The following is a 16081-nucleotide window of genomic DNA, read 5'->3' on the forward strand; positions in this document are numbered from 1 at the left end:
GATCAGCAGCAGGTCTTGCCAGCGATGATGGGTTTTCAAGTACTCGCGGGAATCGGGTATCTGGGCTAGATACGGCAACGGACTGGGGATGGAGACAGCTTTCATATGTGATTATGATAAAAGCCTGCTTTAGACGTTGGCTTGCGAGCTGTTTATGCGCTATCCTGTTCATGGGTGCGGGAGCACCTGCCGGCCTGGGAGTTGAATGGCGATTCGCTCCAGGCCGTTTTTTATTGGTAAATGCGACCATAGATTGTAAAAATACCGTGTCAGAAACAGATTTATTCGTATTCCAGGGTTCAGCATGCCCCGGATTGTTTATTAGTGCTTGCTTACAAGCCAAAGACGTGTATTAATAGTGCTCAGAGAGCGTTCATCCTGTTTCCATTGGAACGTATCAACCATCCCTTGGAAATAGCGATCATCCGGGACTTTGTTGGAATTTACAAAAAAAGCCGGGGTGCGGCCTGTGGATAACTCTGTGGATAACCCATTGTTTTCTGTGGATAACTTTGTGGGTATCCAGGCGTTTCTCGTCAAGAGAAGCCGGGTTTTTTCGATTGCGACGCAGTTTTTCTTGCAGACCCAATTGTGAAACGATTGTCAGTTTATGCGCTTTGTATTAGAGCGCCTTGACCCAGAACACCATCGGTTTGGCGGACGCCTGGGCCTGGCCCAGGTCTTGCCAGGAAAAATGACAAACCAGGTCGGGGCGCTTGGTAAACCCGCGCCGCTGCCAGAAGGCATCCAGCGGTACATAGTCGGAAGGCTTGAGGGGGTGGTTCGCCGGGCGTTCAACGGCACAGAACGTGACCAGCCGGTAGCCGAACTGTAGGGCCCTGGCCTCCCGGTGATGGAAAAAGGCTACCCCCAGCCCTTGCCCCCGGTAGGCCGCTTCCAGCACCGACTCCCCAAAGTAGTACCACTCGGCGGGGTTGAGCCCGGCCTTCACGAAGGGTTCCTGAAACTCGGCCTCGGCTTGGGCCAGGGGCAAAGCGGTGGAAGCCCCCACCACCCGTTCGCCATCGCGCACCACCACCAGGGTGCTCTCTGGCCACTCCAGAAACTTGGCCAGGTAGTGCTCCTCGTACTCGAGGCTCCCCTCGTACAGATAAGGCCACTCCCGAAAAACCGTCATCCGCAATCGGGCCAGCTCCGGGATGAAAGGCGCCACCTCGGCACCGGAGAAAACGTCTAGGCGCAGGCTCATGGTTTCCAAGATACACGACCTGTTGAGAAGGCAGCCCCTGCCTTTACAATCGAAAAGATGATTCTGAGTGCCACCCCACCCCCTGATGCCTTGCTGATTGATAGCCGCTCCCCCGCCGAGTATGCCCAGGGGCACCTGGAAGGTGCGCTCAACGTGGATCTATCGGGTTTTCGGGGGCGCTTGCGAACCGAGGAGGAGTTTCGGCAGCTCGAGCAAACCCTGGCCGACCTCAACGGGCGCCTTGGGGCGGGCCCCCAGAGGCCGGTGGTGGTCTACGACACGGGCCTTAATACCCGCCTGACCAAGACCGCCTTCATGCTGGCCCTGGGCGGTCTGGAGGTGTACTTGTGGCCGCAGGGTTGGGAAGGCCAGGCCACCAGCCAGGCCTCGGTTCAGCCTCGTGAGGGTGAACCCTGGGCCAGGCTCAACCGCGACATTCTCCTCACCGCCGATGAAATCATGCAGAATCCAGGAGGGTTGTTGCTGGACGTGCGCGAACCCCACGAGTTCGCCGCCGTCCGCATTCCCGGCGCGAAAAACATTCCCCTGGGGGCTTTCGGGCCGGATAATGCCGAGGCCCTGGGTCTGACACCTGGCCAGGCAGTGGGGGTTCACTGCCGCAGTGGCGCCCGCAGCGCCACGGCTTTCTGGCTGCTGCGGCAGCAGGGGGTGCTGGCCCGCAACTACCTGGGCAGCATGCTCGAGTGGGAAGCCGAGGCCGACCTGCCGGTGGAGCGGGGAACCTAACGAGTTTTGCCTGTAGGCTATGGGGTATGAAGGTACATGGTCTCAGCGTGGGCCCCTTACAAGAAAACACCTACTTGCTGGTGGGCGAGAGCGGACGGGGGGCCATAGTGGACCCTGGCGACGAGCCGGAGCGCATCCTGGCCGAGGTGCGCCGGGTGGGCCTGCGCCCGGAGGCCATCCTGCTGACCCACGCCCACTTCGACCATGTGGGGGCAGTGGCGCCCCTGGTGGAGGCCCTGAAGCTGCCAGTTTACCTGCATCCAGGCGACCTGGCCCTCTACCAGAACGCGGCTCAGAATGCGGCCCGCTGGGGCCTGTCCATTCCCCAGCCGCCCGAGCCTGTGGAGCCCCTGGCCGAGGGGCAGCAACTGGATTTGGGTCTGGGCCTATCCGTGCTATTCCTGCCCGGCCATGCGCCGGGGCATGTGGCTTTTTACGCCCCCGGCCACCTGGTGAGCGGGGATGTGCTCTTTCGGGGCGGTATTGGCCGCTACGACCTGCCGGGCAGCGATCCCCAGGCCCTGTTTGCCTCGCTGCAAAAACTGAAGAAGCTGCCCCCCCAGACGGTGGTCTACCCCGGTCATGGCCCCCTCACGACCCTTGCCGAAGAAATGGCCCATAATCCCTATCTTGCGGGCTAATCTCACGCCTCGAGCCCAGCACCCCTGACCCCAGGCTCTGTGGAGGGTGTTAGACTATACACGTGAGTGACCCGCTGGCCGAGTTGAACCGCCTACAGGAACGCGACCTCGAGCTTGACCAGATTCGCGAAGATCAGTCCCGCATTCCCGAGGAGCTCGCGCAGGCCCGCGCACACTTCAGGGCATTGGAGAACCAACTTGCCGGCGTGCAAGACCAGTTGCGCGAGGTGCGCCTGGCCTACCACAAGGCCGACCTCGAGCTACAAGACCTCAAGAACAAGCGTGAAAAAGCCAAGGCGGCCCAGGCCCAGGCCACCGGGGTCAAGGAGCAGACCCAGTACAGTGAACAAATTCGCCAGCTCTCGGGCCTGATCGAAGACCTCGAGGGCAGCAAAGAAGTGGCCGGCCAGATGATGCCCCTGATGGAACAGATGGATAAGCTTGAAAAAGAACTGGCCGAGATAAAAGCCCAGGTAGACGAGGCCAGGCCCAGGCTCGAGGCGCTGGAGGCCGCCAACCAGCAGCGAGTAAGCGACCTCGAGGCCACCTATCAGTCCAAAAAAGCCGACCGCGACCAGTTGGCTGCTACCATTCCCGCACCCATCGTCAAGGAGTATGAGTCCATCCGCAAGGCCCGCAAAGGCACCGGCCTGGCCAGAATGACCAAAACCAGCAACGGTTACCGCTGTACGGCCTGCAACGTCCAGCTCCCCATGCACGTGGCCCAGCAAATCCACCAGGCCCAGAAGGTGGTGCGCTGCCCCTCCTGTGGGCGCATCCTCTGGAAAGGGGAGTAGGCCCTACCCGCGATGCATAGGTTTTTGTTCAGCCTGTGGACGCTCTCTCTCTCATCGCCCGCCTGGGCGGTGTGTAACTGTACAGCGCAGCAGAAGGTGCTAACCCTGGTGGGCGTGGGCGTCCTGCTGGTGCTGGTGGGTCTGACCATATTCTGGATGGCTCGCAGGCAGTTGCGCGAGGCGGGCCGGGCGCAGGAGCCTGTGCAAGAACCCGGCTCGTTTTACCGTGTGACCGCCAGCTTTCAGGTCTACGACCTGCGCAGCCGTGAGATCGTCTACCGGGCCAGGAGCCGTGCGGAAGCGCTGGGCTGGGTGGAGCGAACCCTCCAGTTGAACCCCCCCTTCCCAAACCAGTAGTTTAGAGCTGTGCCCTATACCCCCATTCTGGCTACCCTTGGCTATGTGCTTTCGCCCGACGGCCAACAGGTTTTGCTGATTCACCGCAACGCCCGCCCCGACGACCCGGCTTTTGGCAAGTACAACGGGCTGGGGGGCAAGCTCGAGCCGACCGAAGACGTGGCCGCCGGTATGCGGCGGGAAATCCGGGAAGAAGCGGGCCTCGAGGCGCTCCAGCTCACCCTGCGGGGAACCCTCTCCTGGCCGGGTTTTGGCAAAAACGGCGAGGACTGGTTTGGCTTTATTTTTGTAATTCCCCTGTGGTCGGGCACCCCGCTCCAGACCAACCATGAGGGGTGCTTGGAATGGGTTCCCCTGGAAAAAGTAGTCCGACTCGAGCTACCCATGTGGCCCGGCGATAAACACTTTTTGCCCCTGGTGTTTGATGCCGACCCGCGCCCCTTCCACGGGGTAATGCCTTATTCGGACGGCCAGCCGGTAGCGTGGTCGTTCAGCCGCTGATACCAGGCCAGATTAACGCCATCTCATCCCAATTCCCTGAAGCTGTGCTAAGGTAGCGTTACGAGGCTTTAGCACTTTACGGTTATTTGTCACATTGTAGGAGAGTCAGGGGATTTATGATTACACTTCATCGTTCGGGCCAGTACCGCTTCTACGTCAACTCGGGCTACAACCTCGAGCAGCCCTATATTTGCGTCAAGCACGAGGGGCACTTCGCCAAGTTCTCGCTGCAACCACTGGCCTTGCAGTCCAACAACGGCTTTTCCCGCACCGAACTGAGCCGCATCCAACAGGCCATCGTAGATGCCCGCGACCAGCTCCTCAAACACTGGGCCAACGCCAGGGGCAACGAAGGCGAAAAACCCACCGGAGAACTGCTATTGCACCAAGAATAGACATCAAGCGACCAAGCCGCTTCTTCTAGGGCGGTTTTCTATTTCAAACTGGCCTTCCGGCCATCATGAAGCTGGCCGTCATACCACCATCTACCGGCAGAATGGCCCCGGTGATGAAGCTAGCTCGCTCGGAAGCCAGAAACACCACCGCCTGGGCCACTTCCTCGGGCTTTCCCAGGCGCCGCAGGGCGTGCAGGTCTTCCCAGTCCTGGCGGGTGAGCTCGGGGTCTTCCGACATCTGAATGGCTTCCAGCACGCTCTCGGTGGCAATAGCGCCTGGGGCTACGGCGTTGACCCGGATGTTCATGGGCGCAAAGTCGAGCGCCAGCGAGCGGGTCAGGTTGACCAGCCCGCCCTTAGAAGCGTTGTAGGCGGCGTTGTTCTGCTCGGCGAAAAGCCCCTGTACGCTGGCCACATTTACAATCGCGCCCCCGCCCGACCGCATCATTTCCCGGGCGGCCAGGGCGGAAAGGTGCATGGGCGCGGTCAGGTTCACTTCCAGGGTCTGCTGCCACTCGGCCAGCCCCACCTTGAGCGCCGAGCCAGGAGCAGCGATGGCAGCGTTGTTGACCAGCACATGAACACCGCCCCACTGCTTGGTAGCCTGCTCGACAAAACGTTCGCGGTGGAGAGCCTGGGCGATATCGGCATATACGAACAGAGCACCAAGACGTTTGGCTACCTCGAGGCCCTCCGGCCTCACATCGCATAGCACCAGCAGAGCCCGCTCCTCTGCAAAGGCCTCGGCAATGGCCCGCCCAATACCGCGGGCTGCCCCGGTAATCAGCACTACCCTGCCCTGGAACATGGTCAAAGTTTATAAAACCTGGCGTCAAAATCCCAAGCCAGAGCGGTTCCCACAACCATCCCGGAACTATATGCTCTGGCGTTACGATCACACTGCAGTTCTTGAGCTGTATGAAAGGTTCGTGGATTACAGCGACGTGGCCGCCCATGAAAACGAGAATGCGCCTCGACCCAGGCGCATGTGTGGGCCGGGCCCAGCCCACGGGTGCTTGGGCTTCGAGTTTCCAGGCGGCCACTGTTCTGTCCAGGACAAGGCTTTCTTACAAAAATAAGTGGAGAGCATTCTCAATGCCTGCTATCGGGCGCTTGGAGCGCACACCTAGGCTGTACGGCGGGTCTTGCCATCCAGGGTCAGGAGGGGGCCGTAGAGGTCGGGCCGACGGTCGCGGAAAAAGCCAAAACTAGCCCGGAAGGTGCGGGCCTCTTCCAGGTTCAAATCGGCCAGCAAAACGGTTTCTTCGCTGCGGCCTGCCTCGGCGATTTTGTTGCCCATGTAGTCGGCGATGAAGGAGGAGCCATAGAAGGTCTGCTCGAGGCCCTCCACCACCTCGGTGCCCACCCGGTTGGCTGCCGCTAGATAGCAGATATTCGAGACAGCGTGCCCGATCATGGCGCGCTGCCACATATCCTTGGTGTCAATGCCCCCGGCCTCGGCAGGCTCGGAGCCAATGGCGGTGGGGTAGAGCAGAATTTCCGCGCCCAGCAAGGCCATGCTGCGGGCACACTCGGGGAACCACTGATCCCAGCAGATGCCGGCCCCCACCGTGCCAAAGCGGGTCGGGAAGGCCCGGAAGCCGGTATCGCCGGGGTTGAAGTAATACTTTTCTTCGTAACCCGGCCCATCGGGGATGTGCGATTTGCGGTAGACGCCTAGGATTTCGCCCGTGGCGTCAATCAGAGCAAGGCTGTTGTAGTGGGCCTGCCCGGCTTTCTCGAAAAAGGAGAGCGGGAGCACCACCCCCAGTTCCTGGGCCAGCCGCTGAAAGTGTGGGATGAAGGGGTGTTGCTCGACCGGGTTGGCCAGGGCAAAGTATTTGTCCCGCTCGGCCTGGCAGAAGTAGAGGTTCTCGAATAGCTCCGGCAGCAGCACAATCTGTGCCCCCTGTGCGGCGGCTTCGCGCACCATCTGGGTGGCCTTGGCCACGTTGTGGTCGCGGTTGCTTGTCATGGACATCTGCACAACGGCTAGTTTGGGCATGAGGGCTCCTTGGGGTCTATGGTCTATAGTCTATGGCCCATAGCTGATAGCGGAGAGATTCTCGAGGGCCTCGGTTCCATTCAACCCTCTGCGGTAGTAAGCAAAAGGGCGTTCATCGAGCAGGACGAAGGGTTGGTTGGTTGAACCTGTATGGCTGTACGCTCGCCGGGCTCCCTTCACCTGCCCGGGTTACCCATTCCATATCTCGCCCTCCGGTTGCTGCTGGGTGACGCAGTGGAAACTACCCCCGCCGGTAATAAGATAGCGGCTTTTGAGGCCGACCACCTCGCGTTCGGGGAACAAAGGGCGCAGGATTTGCAGGGCCTGCTCGTCGTGGGGGTCGCCGTAGATGGGCACCAGCACGGCCCCGTTGGCAATGTAGAAGTTGGCGTAGGTGAGGGGCAGGCGGGTTTGATCGTCGAGCCAGATAGGATTCTTGGGCAGGGGGAGTTCTACAATTTGAAAGCCCCCCAGGCTTTGCAGGATTTCCAGGTTTTCCTGTAAAGGGCGGTGGTTGGGGTCGTCGGGGTCGGAAGAGACCGAGGTGACGATGGTACGGGGTGCGGTAAAACGGGTGAGGGTGTCTATGTGGCCGTCGGTGTGGTCGCCCTCGAGCCCGTTGCCCAGCCAGATCAGGTGTTCGATGCCGAGGTACTCCAGCAGGTAGCCCTCGAGGGCCTCCTCGTCGAGGCTGGGGTTGCGCTCCGGCGAGAGCAGGCACTGCCGGGTGGTGAGGCCTATGCCCTGTCCGTTGACCTCGAGGCTCCCCCCCTCCATCACGATACCTGCCTCAAAGAGCTTCACCCCCAGGATGCGGGCCATGTGCCGGGGCATCTGGTTGTCGAGCTCGGCAGGGTACTTGTTCCCCCAGCCGTTGAACTCCCAGTTCACGCCCGCCAGCCAGGCGGGAGCCTCGGCCACCCCTTGCGCTCCATGTGGAGGCAAAGGGCCAGGGCGCGTGACAAAGATGGCCCCCGAGTCGCGCAACCAGCTATCGTTGTGGGGGATGCGGTGGAACTGAATAGGGCCCGAGAGCCTGCTTTTAGCGTCCTGCTCGGAGGCCTCGTCGTTCACTACCAGGTGCACCGGCTCAAAGCGGGCCAGGGTGTTCACAAAGGCAGCAAACTCCTGCCGCACGGGTTCCAGGTAGCCCAACCATTTTTCCTCGTCGTAGGGCCAGGCCGTCCAGGTAGCGGCGTGGGGGGCCCATTCGGCGGGCATGCGAAAGCCCAGGGCGCGGGGGGTAAGGGTCTTGTCCACAAAGGGCATAGTATAGCAGTTACCGGACGGGGTCACCGAATGCAGAACGGGGTCATCTGATTCTTGCTAGACTGAAGGCATGCCACAACTGTACAACGCCGATACCGGGGCCTTCCTTGGCGAGATTAGCGAGGCCCAGCTAGAATTCCTGGTTGCCCAGATGGAGGAAGAGCACGCCGAAGACCAGGACTACTACCTGAACCTTGACCTGCTCGAGACCTGGCGCGAACAGGGCGCCGACCCCGCCCTGCTGGACTTGCTCCACAAAGCCATGGCAAACCAGGAAGACCTGAGCATCCGCTGGTCCAGGTAAATCGAATAGACGGCGGCTCGCGGGCTTTTACGGCGCCCGGAACCCTGTGCCCCGCGGCTAGGACAGGGTGGCCTCGTCGGCCAGCCCCTCGGCCCAGGCTTCCAGGTGACCCACATCACCCACCGAAAGCGCCGTGCCTTCAGGGTAGAGAAGCCGGGTGATGGAGGTGTTTTGAATCTGGAATTTGCGCCAGGCGCCGTTTTCCAGCTTGAGCACCATTTTGAGCGCGGCCCGGATCACCCCGCCGTGCGTCACCACGATAAAGCGCCCCTCGGGTAGATCGTCCAGGAAGCCCTGGACACGTGCAGCCAGGTCGGCCATGCTCTCGCCGCCGGGGCGCTTGGTATTCCAGGGGTCGCGCTGGATGGCTTCGTGGAAGGCGGGGTAGAGGGTTTCCATCTCGCTTCGCAAAAGGCCCTGTAGCTCGCCTGCATAAATTTCGCGAAGGCGGGGGTCGTAGATGGGGGTCAGGTGTAGTGCCTCGGCGATGGGTTTGGCGGTGAGCGCCGCCCGCTGGAGGTCGGAGCTGTAGAGGCCGTCGAAGCCCTGTCGGCAGGCGGCCAGGCGCTCGGCCACCCGGTAGGCCTGATGCAGGCCCTGGGGCGATAGGTTGATGTCGTAATGGCCCTGAAAGCGCCCCTCGGCGTTCCAGGGCGTTTCACCATGGCGCAGCAGCCAGAGTTCTTTCATACGGTAGGGGGGCAGGGTTTCAGACGACCTTAATCCCTGACCCTTCCATGATATAGCCTACCAGGTAGCCTTGAGGTAAAAGTGTCCCGGCCCGAGATGCCATGTCTGAACTCAGAACCAAAATGTAACCAAGCCCCATATTGAACACCCGGAACATCTCTTGCTCGGCCACACTGCCCGCCCGTTGAATCAACTCAAAAATGGGGGGGACTGGAAAGGTTCCACGCCGGATTTCGGCCCCTAGCCCCTCCGGCAGCACCCTGGGGAGGTTTTCGTAGACCCCACCCCCGGTGATGTGGGCCATGGCGCGAATTTCGATGCCCTCGCGCTGAAGCAGCGCAACCTCCGCCAGGTAGCAGCGGTGGGGCTCCAGAAGTACCTCGGCCAGCGACCGACCGCCGAGCTCGAGCCGGGGTTCCTCCAGGTTCCACCCCGCAAATACCTTGCGGGCCAGGCTGTAGCCGTTGGTGTGCAGCCCGGAAGAAGGCAGGGCCAGCAGCACATCGCCCGGCTGTACCTGGGAGCCATCCACAATCTGGGCCCTGTCCACCACCCCCACAATGGTGCCCACCAGGTCGAGGCCCCCTTCGTGGTAGACCCCCGGCATCTCGGCGGTCTCGCCGCCCAGGAGGGGAATGCCCACGGCTTTGCAGGCTTCGGCCAGCGAGTCCAGCACGGCGGCCAGCACGTCGGCCTCGAGGCGGGCGCTGGCGATGTAGTCCATAAAAAATAGGGGCCGGGCCCCCTGCACCAGCAGGTCGTTGACCGAGTGGTTCACCAGGTCGAAGCCCAGCCCCCCGTAGCGCCCGGTCTGGGCGGCCAGCAGAGTCTTGGTGCCCACCCCGTCGGTGGAGGCCACCAGCACCGGCTCGGCCATCGCCTTCAGCGCGGCCACCTCGAGCATCCCCCCAAAGGCCCCGATGCCCCGCAGTACCTGGGGGGTATAGGTCTCCTTGATTTTCTGGGCCGCCCTTTTCAAGGCCCCGGCCTTGCGGTCGATGTCCACGCCCGCGTCCTGGTAGTTCATAGCTCTACCCCCAGCATCTCGCCCAGCATCTTCTTGACCACGTCGGCCTTGGCGGTGCCCCTGGTCTCCTTCATGATGGGCCCCAGGAGGGCGTTGGCGGCTTTGAGGTTGCCGCCCCTGACCTGCTCGACCACCCTGGGGTTGGCGGCCACCACCCGCTCCACGATGGGCCTAAGCGAGCCTTCGTCCGAAACCGAGCGCAGGCCGCGTTCCTCCACCAGCCGCAGGGGGTCGGCCCCTTCCATCACCTCGGGCAAAAGCTGCGCGAGCACCCGGTTGGTAATCTCGCGGCGCTCGAACAGCCCGGCTAGCTGGGCCAGGTTTGTGGGGGTGAGGGCGGTCTCTTGCACCTCGAGGCCCCGCTCGTTCAGGTAGCCGGCCACATCGGCGTTGAGCAGGTTGGCGATGGTTTGGGGGTTGCCCTGGTACGAGGCCAGCGCCTCGTCGAAGAAGCGGGCCAGCGAAGCGTTGTAGGCCAGAATTTCGGCGTCGTAGGGGCGTACCCCTTGCTCCACATAGCGGGCGTACTTCTGGGCGGGCAGCTCGGGCATGGCGGCCCGGAGACGCGCCAGCCAGGCCTCATCGATCACGATGGGCGGCAGGTCGGGGTCGGGGAAGTAGCGGTAGTCGGCCTCGCCTTCCTTGAGGCGCATCAGGTAGGTCTTGCCGGCGGCCTCGTCCCAGCCCAGGGTGGCTTGCTCCACCCTGCGCCCGCTGCGAAGTAGCTCCTGCTGGCGCTTGATTTCGAACTCGAGGGCCCGCGCCACGCTACGAAAGGAGTTGAGGTTCTTGATCTCCACCTTGGTGCCCAGAGGCCCTCCCACGGGCCGTACCGAGACGTTCACGTCGGCCCGCATCTTGCCCTCTTCGGGGTTGGCCTCCGAGACCCCCAGGGTCTGGGCAATCGAGCGGATGTGAGCCAGAAAAATACGGGCCTGCTCGGGGGTGCGAATATCCGGCTCGGTGACCATCTCGATGAGGGGTGAACCGGCCCGGTTGAGGTCAATCAGCGAGTAGGCGGTGCCGTCCGGGTGGGTGGATTTGGCAGCGTCCTCCTCCAGGTGCACCCGCTTGATGCGCACTTTTTGCCCTTCTACTTCCAGATACCCGTGCTCGGCGATGGGCAGGTCGTACTGGGAGATCTGGTAGTTCTTGGGCATGTCGGGGTAGTAGTAGCTCTTGCGGTGGAACTGCGTCCAGGGGGCGATGGTGCAGTTCAGGGCCAGCCCAAACAGGATGCCAAAGTCCACCGCCTGGGCGTTGACCGAGGGCAGTACCCCCGGCAGCCCCAGACAGACCGGGCAGGTATGGGTGTTGGGCGGGTCGCCAAAATAGTTGGCGTCGCAGCCGCAGAACATTTTGCTCTTGGTTTTGAGGTGCAGGTGGACTTCCAGCCCCACCACTGCTTCGAACTCCGGCATACCCTGACCATTATAGGTGGAGGAAGCCAAAAGCCATTCTCGGCGAAAATGGGCCAAAGGCTTTTATCGTTTTCCCCTTTCCCTCTCCTCTTGCGGGAGAGGGTGGTGACAGCGCCGGCCAGTAAGGTGCTCTTTTTGCCCAATAAAACAACTCTGTCGGTAACCGCTGTCGCCGGGTGAGGGGTTGAAACGGCGATGCTCAAGCAAATGATAAGAGCCTGAAATTGGCCACAGACTGTCGAAGGTTCGGGGCAAGAAAGTTCTAGCTAGCCGTACCACCGGCCCTCGAGCACGGTAGAAGCCTGCGAGGCTAGATGCTACAATCTGGCTTGCTTGCAGTAGCAAGCCCTTTGCGCTCGTAGCTCAGTTTGGATAGAGCGAAGGTTTCCTAAACCTTAGGTCGCAGGTTCGAGTCCTGCCGGGCGCACCAGCTCTGGACGTAAAAGACGGCCTACCCTATTGACGTGAGCAAAGAACGCCCTCCTGCATGGGCCTAGAAATAAGCGTGTAACTTTGGGCTTAGCTCAAGAGCAGATAGGGGCGGATTCTGGAGATGTCATATCACAACGCACTGTTTCTGACATTGAACGTGGTCGAGTCCACCCTTTGTCGCTAGGAGCCGAAAAGTTCTTTGGTCTTCTCAGAGCCCTGCGCTGGAGCCTAGCCGAGTTCAGCCAGGCCACCGGCATCCACATTGATTACATTCGCGAGACGCTGGCCTCAGAAGCGATTGAACGCGCCGGGCCGGATAGCGATGTGTATGTGTTGCCGGTCATAGATGCCGGAGCCGGGCCGCCTTGGTCGAATGAGGGGGCAGATACCATAGGGATATTCATGCCCGAGCTGCGCGGCTATGATCGCTCGCGTTTGTTTGTGGTACGGGTGCGCGGCGACTCCATGCAGGGCTACGCCGATGATGGCACCCTGGTCATCTGCTACCGCGACGGCCTGCCCGAGCGCGGCAAGGTGGTGGCGGTCTGGCTGGCTGGCGACGGTGTGGTGATTAAGCGTTATCTGGGGGTAGAAAACGGCTTACTACTGCTGGGCAACGATAATCGGGCCTACCGCGCTGCTTTTGAGGCTCCAGAGGGTAGCACCGTGGTAGGGGTGGCGATTGGTCGGTTTTTGAGGGGGTAGGCTTTGGGTAATCCAAACCCCCGGCGTGGCAAAGGCGAGGGTTCCATCTTTCAGCGCAAGGACGGGCGCTGGGCGGCCTCTGTCACGGTGGGCTACGGCCCCGACGGCAAGCAGCGCAAGCGCTGGGTGTATGGCCACACGCGTCGGGAGGTAGCCGAAAAGCTGGCCCGGTTGCTGCCCAAAGCAGGGTATGGCTTGATTCAAGCCCCGCAGCGGTTACGGCTGGGGGAGTGGCTGGAGCAGTGGGCCGATCAGCACACCCGCACGCATAACATCCGGCCCTCGACTGCGCTCAAGTACCGCGAATACTTGCGCCGGTTGCAACCGCTGGCCCATATTTTCTTGTCCAGGCTTACTGCCCTGGCCATCCGCGCTTTCATGGCCGACCTGGGCCACCTCTCGCCCTCTACCCGCCGCCAAACCTTGCAGTTTTTGCGGGCTGCTTTGCGCGACGCGGTGCGGATGGGCCTGATCGAAACCAATCCTGCTGATGCGGTAGAGCCCCCACCCCTGGCCCCGGTGCGACCCTCGAGGGCCTGGAGCCCTGAACAGGCCACAGCATTCCTGCAAGCAGCCCAGACCCACCGCCATCATGATTGCCCGGGCCGAGTGCGTCATGCTCAACAAGGGGCCCTACTTCGTGCAGGGCATCCGGGTGCTTTCGGGGGTGCTCCGGCGGATGCAAGACCACCAGTACAAAAAACCCCCAAGATGCGCCCCCTCAAGGCCTGGTCACAGGCGGCCCGATAGTCCTGATACCGAATTTGCGTGGATGGTTATTTTTGAGCGGCATTTCTGTGCCCTCATACGGCGACACATACGCAGTTGATGACGTCTCCAACACTATTCTTTTGCACTGCTGGCGGGATGTCTCCACCTTCTCTTGCCAGGAGCGGGAAAGAACCTCAGGTCAATACCGGGGCTTGGTTTTGCGGGTGGGCACTGCGTTCCAGGGGTCTTCAGGCCAGGGGTGTTTGGGGTAGCGCCCCCGCAGTTCCTTGCGTACCTCGAGGTAGGTCTGGTTCCAGAAACTCCGCAGATCCTGGGTTACCTGGATGGGCCGCTGGGCAGGGGAGAGCAGGTGCAGCAGCACCGGGGTGCGGCCTTCGTTGACGGTGGGGGTATCGGCCAGGCCGAAGAGCTCCTGGAGCTTCACGGCCAGCACCGGCGGGCTGCCGTCGGGGCTGTAGGTCAGCTTGATGCGGGAGCCGCTGGGCACCTGAAGCCGCGTAGGGGCCAGCGCGTCCAGCCGCACGGGCAGCGGCCAGGGCAGGAGCCCGCCCAGGATGCTTTCGAGCTCGAGGCGGGCAAAGTCCTCGCGGCGCGAGACCCCTTCCAACCAGGGGGCCAGCCACTCCTCGAGGGTCTCCAATAGGTTTTTGTCGGAGACATCGGGCCAGCCCTCCTCGGGCCGCCAGCGCCGCAGGCTCTCCACGCGGGCCTGCCACTGGCGGAGTTCTTCTGTCCAGGGCAAGAGTGTGAGCCCCTCGGCCCGCACCACCTGGCAGAGAATTTTGCGGCGCCGCGCGGGATCCACCTGGCGGAGCAGCTCCCTGGACAGCGCCACCTCGCCCACCCGCAGCTCGCGCTGGGCCAGCAACACCCCGCCCTGGGCATCCCAGGCCACGGTCTCAACGGGCCGGGCCAGTGGGGTCAGATCCGAAGGCTGTACCGGGGCAGCCAGAAAGAGACGGCCCTCCTCCTGGCCGGCGTCGAGGTGGGCGGCGGCCAGCCAGGGGGTGCCGGCCAGCAGGTCGTTTTCGTCCAGGCGCACCCCCCGCCCCCCCGAGAGACGGTAGCGCAGGCGCTCGCCTTCCCGCAGGCGGGCCAGCCGGTCGGGGTAGGCCATGGCAATCAGCATCCCGACCGCTCGCTCCTCGGGGGGCTGGTTTTCCGCAGCCACCCCCAGGCGCTGACGCCACTGCTGGCTGAGCCGCTCGATCCGCTCAAGCGTACCCGGCTCGGCGCCATGAAGGGCTTTGCCGCTCTGGCGCCAGTGCCGCAGGGCCTGCAAGCGCAAGCCCACATCGGCCCCCATCTCTCTGGGCAGGGGGTCGCGCTCTTCTAGCAGGGCGGCCAGGTCGGCGGCCAGGGCGTTTTGCCGCAGGGCCTGGCCTTCCAGCAGCAGGTGCGCCAGGCGGGGGTGGGTGGGCCACTCGAGCATCGCCCTGCCGCGTTCGGTGAGGGACAGGCCCTCCAGCGCCCCCAGCGCCTCCAGTAGCTCGCGGGCCTGCCGGAGGGCCCCCGCCGGAGGGGGCGTGACCCAGTCCAGCTTGTAGGGGTCTTGTACGCCCCACTGGGCCAGCTCGAGCACCAGCGGGGCCAGGTCTGCCTCCAGGATTTCCGGTCTGCGCTCGGCCAGGAGCTGCCCGTGGGTGGCCTGGCTCCACAACCGGTAGCAGACCCCGGGCCCCAGCCGCCCGGCCCGCCCGGCGCGTTGCTGTGCGGCATCGCGGGTCACGCGCACGGTCTGGAGGCGGGTCAGGCCGCTTCGGGCATCGAAGCGGGGCAGCCGGGCGTAGCCCGAGTCCACCACCACCCGGATGCCCTCGATGGTCAGGCTGGTCTCGGCAATCGAGGTCGAGAGCACCACCTTGCGCCGCCTGGGGTCGGGCAGGATGGCCGCCTGCTGGGCCGCCAGGGGCAGGTCGCCGTAGAGTGGGGTGATCCTGACCTCCGGGTGCCTTTCGGCCAGAAGCCGCTCGACCTGGGCAATCTCGCCCACCCCCGGCAGAAACACCAGAATATCGCCTTCGTGCTCGGCCAGGGCCCGCGAAACCGCACCCGCCACCACCCCCGGCAGGGGGCCTTGGGGGTCGCGGGGCAGGTAGCGGACTTCTACCGGGTAGGGCCTGCCCTCCACGCTCAGCACCGGAGCGCCCAACTGCCGGCCCAGCCCCTCCCCATCCAATGTGGCCGACATCAGCAAGAGCCGCAGGTCTTCGCGCAGGGCCTGTTGCACCTCACGGCAGAGCACCAGGCCCAGGTCGGCCTGGAGGCTGCGCTCGTGAAACTCATCGAAAATAACCAACCCCACCCCCGATAGGGCCGGGTCTTTTTGCAGGCGGCGGGTCAGAATGCCCTCGGTGAGGACTTCGATCCGGGTGTGGGGCCCCACCCGGCTTTCGAAGCGCACCCGGTAGCCCACGGTCTGGCCCACCTCCTCGCCCAGCAGGGCGGCCATGCGGGCGGCCACGTTGCGGGCGGCCAGGCGGCGGGGCTGGAGCATCCAGATTTGCTGGCCCGCGAGCCAGGGCTCGCCCAGCAGTTTTAGCGGTAGCACGGTGCTTTTGCCCGCACCGGGGGGTGCTTGCAGAATCACGGTGCGCTGGGTGCGGAGCGCGTTGCTCAAGCTCAGCAAAACTTGATAAATGGGCAGTTGCGTTTCGGACATGCTTCAGACTTCCACCCTGGTATTTTCGCACAGGCTCGCTGGGGCCCGGCTGCTACCCTCAGGCTTTTATCACAACCCTCGGATTAGCTTGAGTAGAGGATAGGGATTAGCCGAGAACTTTCTAACCGAGCGCAACACCGGCCACTTTTTGAGGTGCAAGAGGCTCAGGATTACATCTCGTAAGTA

17 protein-coding genes and 1 tRNA gene are annotated in these 16081 nt (G+C 62.9%); 10 read left to right on the forward strand and 8 right to left on the reverse strand.

The window, feature by feature from the left end:
* Positions 1-622 precede the first annotated feature (622 nt).
* Positions 623-1210, reverse strand: a complete 588-nt coding sequence (locus J3L12_RS15840; RefSeq protein ID WP_208016024.1) for a GNAT family N-acetyltransferase — start codon at positions 1208-1210, stop codon at positions 623-625.
* Positions 1211-1267: 57 nt separating this feature from the next.
* Here J3L12_RS15840 and J3L12_RS15845 point away from each other — a divergent pair, with 57 nt between their 5' ends.
* From J3L12_RS15845 to J3L12_RS15870, 6 genes are all read left to right on the forward strand, one after another.
* On the forward strand, positions 1268-1957 hold the full coding sequence (locus tag J3L12_RS15845; RefSeq protein WP_208016025.1) for a rhodanese-like domain-containing protein: 690 nt from the start codon (positions 1268-1270) through the stop codon (positions 1955-1957).
* Between the two features lie 26 nt (positions 1958-1983).
* Entirely contained in the window at positions 1984-2598 is a 615-nt protein-coding gene (locus J3L12_RS15850) for an MBL fold metallo-hydrolase (protein ID WP_208016026.1), read from the forward strand.
* Between the two features lie 62 nt (positions 2599-2660).
* The gene (locus J3L12_RS15855; protein ID WP_208016027.1) at positions 2661-3395 is read left to right on the forward strand and encodes a C4-type zinc ribbon domain-containing protein; all 735 of its coding nucleotides are present in this window, start codon (positions 2661-2663) and stop codon (positions 3393-3395) included.
* A 12-nt stretch (positions 3396-3407) separates the two neighbouring features.
* On the forward strand, positions 3408-3752 hold the full coding sequence (locus J3L12_RS15860; protein ID WP_208016028.1) for a hypothetical protein: 345 nt from the start codon (positions 3408-3410) through the stop codon (positions 3750-3752).
* 9 nt (positions 3753-3761) lie between these two features.
* On the forward strand, positions 3762-4253 hold the full coding sequence (locus tag J3L12_RS15865) for an 8-oxo-dGTP diphosphatase (protein ID WP_208016029.1): 492 nt from the start codon (positions 3762-3764) through the stop codon (positions 4251-4253).
* Positions 4254-4369: 116 nt separating this feature from the next.
* Entirely contained in the window at positions 4370-4648 is a 279-nt protein-coding gene (locus J3L12_RS15870) for a DUF4160 domain-containing protein (RefSeq protein WP_208016030.1), read from the forward strand.
* Between the two features lie 43 nt (positions 4649-4691).
* On the opposite strand, the gene J3L12_RS15875 is transcribed toward J3L12_RS15870, so the two are convergent.
* The 3 genes from J3L12_RS15875 to J3L12_RS15885 all read right to left on the reverse strand — a co-directional run bounded on the left by J3L12_RS15875 (position 4692) and on the right by J3L12_RS15885 (position 7913).
* Entirely contained in the window at positions 4692-5462 is a 771-nt protein-coding gene (locus J3L12_RS15875; RefSeq protein WP_208016031.1) for a glucose 1-dehydrogenase, read from the reverse strand.
* 312 nt (positions 5463-5774) lie between these two features.
* Positions 5775-6653 (reverse strand): N-carbamoylputrescine amidase, encoded by an 879-nt coding sequence (gene aguB / locus J3L12_RS15880; RefSeq protein ID WP_208016032.1) that lies wholly within the window; start codon positions 6651-6653, stop codon positions 5775-5777.
* A 189-nt stretch (positions 6654-6842) separates the two neighbouring features.
* Positions 6843-7913 carry an agmatine deiminase family protein gene (locus tag J3L12_RS15885; protein ID WP_347708932.1) on the reverse strand — a complete coding sequence of 357 codons (1071 nt, stop codon included), beginning with the start codon at positions 7911-7913 and terminating at the stop codon, positions 6843-6845.
* Between the two features lie 79 nt (positions 7914-7992).
* Between J3L12_RS15885 and J3L12_RS15890 the strand changes: the two genes are divergently transcribed.
* Positions 7993-8226 (forward strand): galactosyldiacylglycerol synthase, encoded by a 234-nt coding sequence (locus tag J3L12_RS15890; protein WP_208016033.1) that lies wholly within the window; start codon positions 7993-7995, stop codon positions 8224-8226.
* Between the two features lie 57 nt (positions 8227-8283).
* Here the strand turns inward: J3L12_RS15890 and J3L12_RS15895 are convergent, their stop codons facing one another.
* Genes J3L12_RS15895 through gatB form a run of 3 tightly spaced genes read right to left on the reverse strand, consistent with a single transcriptional unit; the run spans position 8284 to position 11364 of the window.
* A complete protein-coding gene (locus J3L12_RS15895; protein ID WP_208016034.1) occupies positions 8284-8916 on the reverse strand; it encodes a histidine phosphatase family protein in 633 nt (210 codons plus the stop codon).
* A gap of 19 nt (positions 8917-8935) precedes the next feature.
* Entirely contained in the window at positions 8936-9943 is a 1008-nt protein-coding gene (gene purM / locus J3L12_RS15900) for a phosphoribosylformylglycinamidine cyclo-ligase (protein WP_208016035.1), read from the reverse strand.
* On the reverse strand, positions 9940-11364 hold the full coding sequence (gatB, locus tag J3L12_RS15905; RefSeq protein ID WP_208016036.1) for an Asp-tRNA(Asn)/Glu-tRNA(Gln) amidotransferase subunit GatB: 1425 nt from the start codon (positions 11362-11364) through the stop codon (positions 9940-9942). Before gatB ends, purM begins: the two co-directional genes overlap by 4 nt.
* Positions 11365-11716: 352 nt before the next feature.
* On the opposite strand from gatB, the gene J3L12_RS15910 reads away from it, so the two are divergent.
* The 3 genes from J3L12_RS15910 (at position 11717) to J3L12_RS15920 (ending at position 13251) form a co-directional block, all read left to right on the forward strand.
* Positions 11717-11794, forward strand: a tRNA-Arg gene (locus J3L12_RS15910).
* A 176-nt stretch (positions 11795-11970) separates the two neighbouring features.
* Positions 11971-12501, forward strand: a complete 531-nt coding sequence (locus J3L12_RS15915; protein ID WP_208016037.1) for a S24/S26 family peptidase — start codon at positions 11971-11973, stop codon at positions 12499-12501.
* A gap of 3 nt (positions 12502-12504) precedes the next feature.
* Positions 12505-13251 carry a phage integrase SAM-like domain-containing protein gene (locus tag J3L12_RS15920; RefSeq protein ID WP_243455313.1) on the forward strand — a complete coding sequence of 249 codons (747 nt, stop codon included), beginning with the start codon at positions 12505-12507 and terminating at the stop codon, positions 13249-13251.
* A 160-nt stretch (positions 13252-13411) separates the two neighbouring features.
* On the opposite strand, the gene hrpB is transcribed toward J3L12_RS15920, so the two are convergent.
* A complete protein-coding gene (gene hrpB, locus J3L12_RS15925; protein WP_208016038.1) occupies positions 13412-15895 on the reverse strand; it encodes an ATP-dependent helicase HrpB in 2484 nt (827 codons plus the stop codon).
* Between the last annotated feature and the right edge of the window lie 186 nt (positions 15896-16081).

This window comes from Meiothermus sp. CFH 77666 (genome assembly GCF_017497985.1).
GTDB lineage: Bacteria > Deinococcota > Deinococci > Deinococcales > Thermaceae > Meiothermus.

What these genes read in the sequence shown, in the direction of transcription:
- J3L12_RS15890 (WP_208016033.1), top strand. Translation starts at nt 7,993, where the DNA reads ATGCCACAACTGTACAACGCCGATACCGGGGCCTTCCTTGGCGAGATT.
- J3L12_RS15845 (WP_208016025.1), top strand. Translation starts at nt 1,268, where the DNA reads ATGATTCTGAGTGCCACCCCACCCCCTGATGCCTTGCTGATTGATAGC.
- purM (WP_208016035.1), bottom strand. Translation starts at nt 9,943, where the DNA reads ATGAACTACCAGGACGCGGGCGTGGACATCGACCGCAAGGCCGGGGCC.
- J3L12_RS15870 (WP_208016030.1), top strand. Translation starts at nt 4,370, where the DNA reads ATGATTACACTTCATCGTTCGGGCCAGTACCGCTTCTACGTCAACTCG.
- aguB (WP_208016032.1), bottom strand. Translation starts at nt 6,653, where the DNA reads ATGCCCAAACTAGCCGTTGTGCAGATGTCCATGACAAGCAACCGCGAC.
- J3L12_RS15850 (WP_208016026.1), top strand. Translation starts at nt 1,984, where the DNA reads ATGAAGGTACATGGTCTCAGCGTGGGCCCCTTACAAGAAAACACCTAC.
- J3L12_RS15840 (WP_208016024.1), bottom strand. Translation starts at nt 1,210, where the DNA reads ATGAGCCTGCGCCTAGACGTTTTCTCCGGTGCCGAGGTGGCGCCTTTC.
- J3L12_RS15895 (WP_208016034.1), bottom strand. Translation starts at nt 8,916, where the DNA reads ATGAAAGAACTCTGGCTGCTGCGCCATGGTGAAACGCCCTGGAACGCC.
- hrpB (WP_208016038.1), bottom strand. Translation starts at nt 15,895, where the DNA reads ATGTCCGAAACGCAACTGCCCATTTATCAAGTTTTGCTGAGCTTGAGC.
- J3L12_RS15860 (WP_208016028.1), top strand. Translation starts at nt 3,408, where the DNA reads ATGCATAGGTTTTTGTTCAGCCTGTGGACGCTCTCTCTCTCATCGCCC.
- gatB (WP_208016036.1), bottom strand. Translation starts at nt 11,364, where the DNA reads ATGCCGGAGTTCGAAGCAGTGGTGGGGCTGGAAGTCCACCTGCACCTC.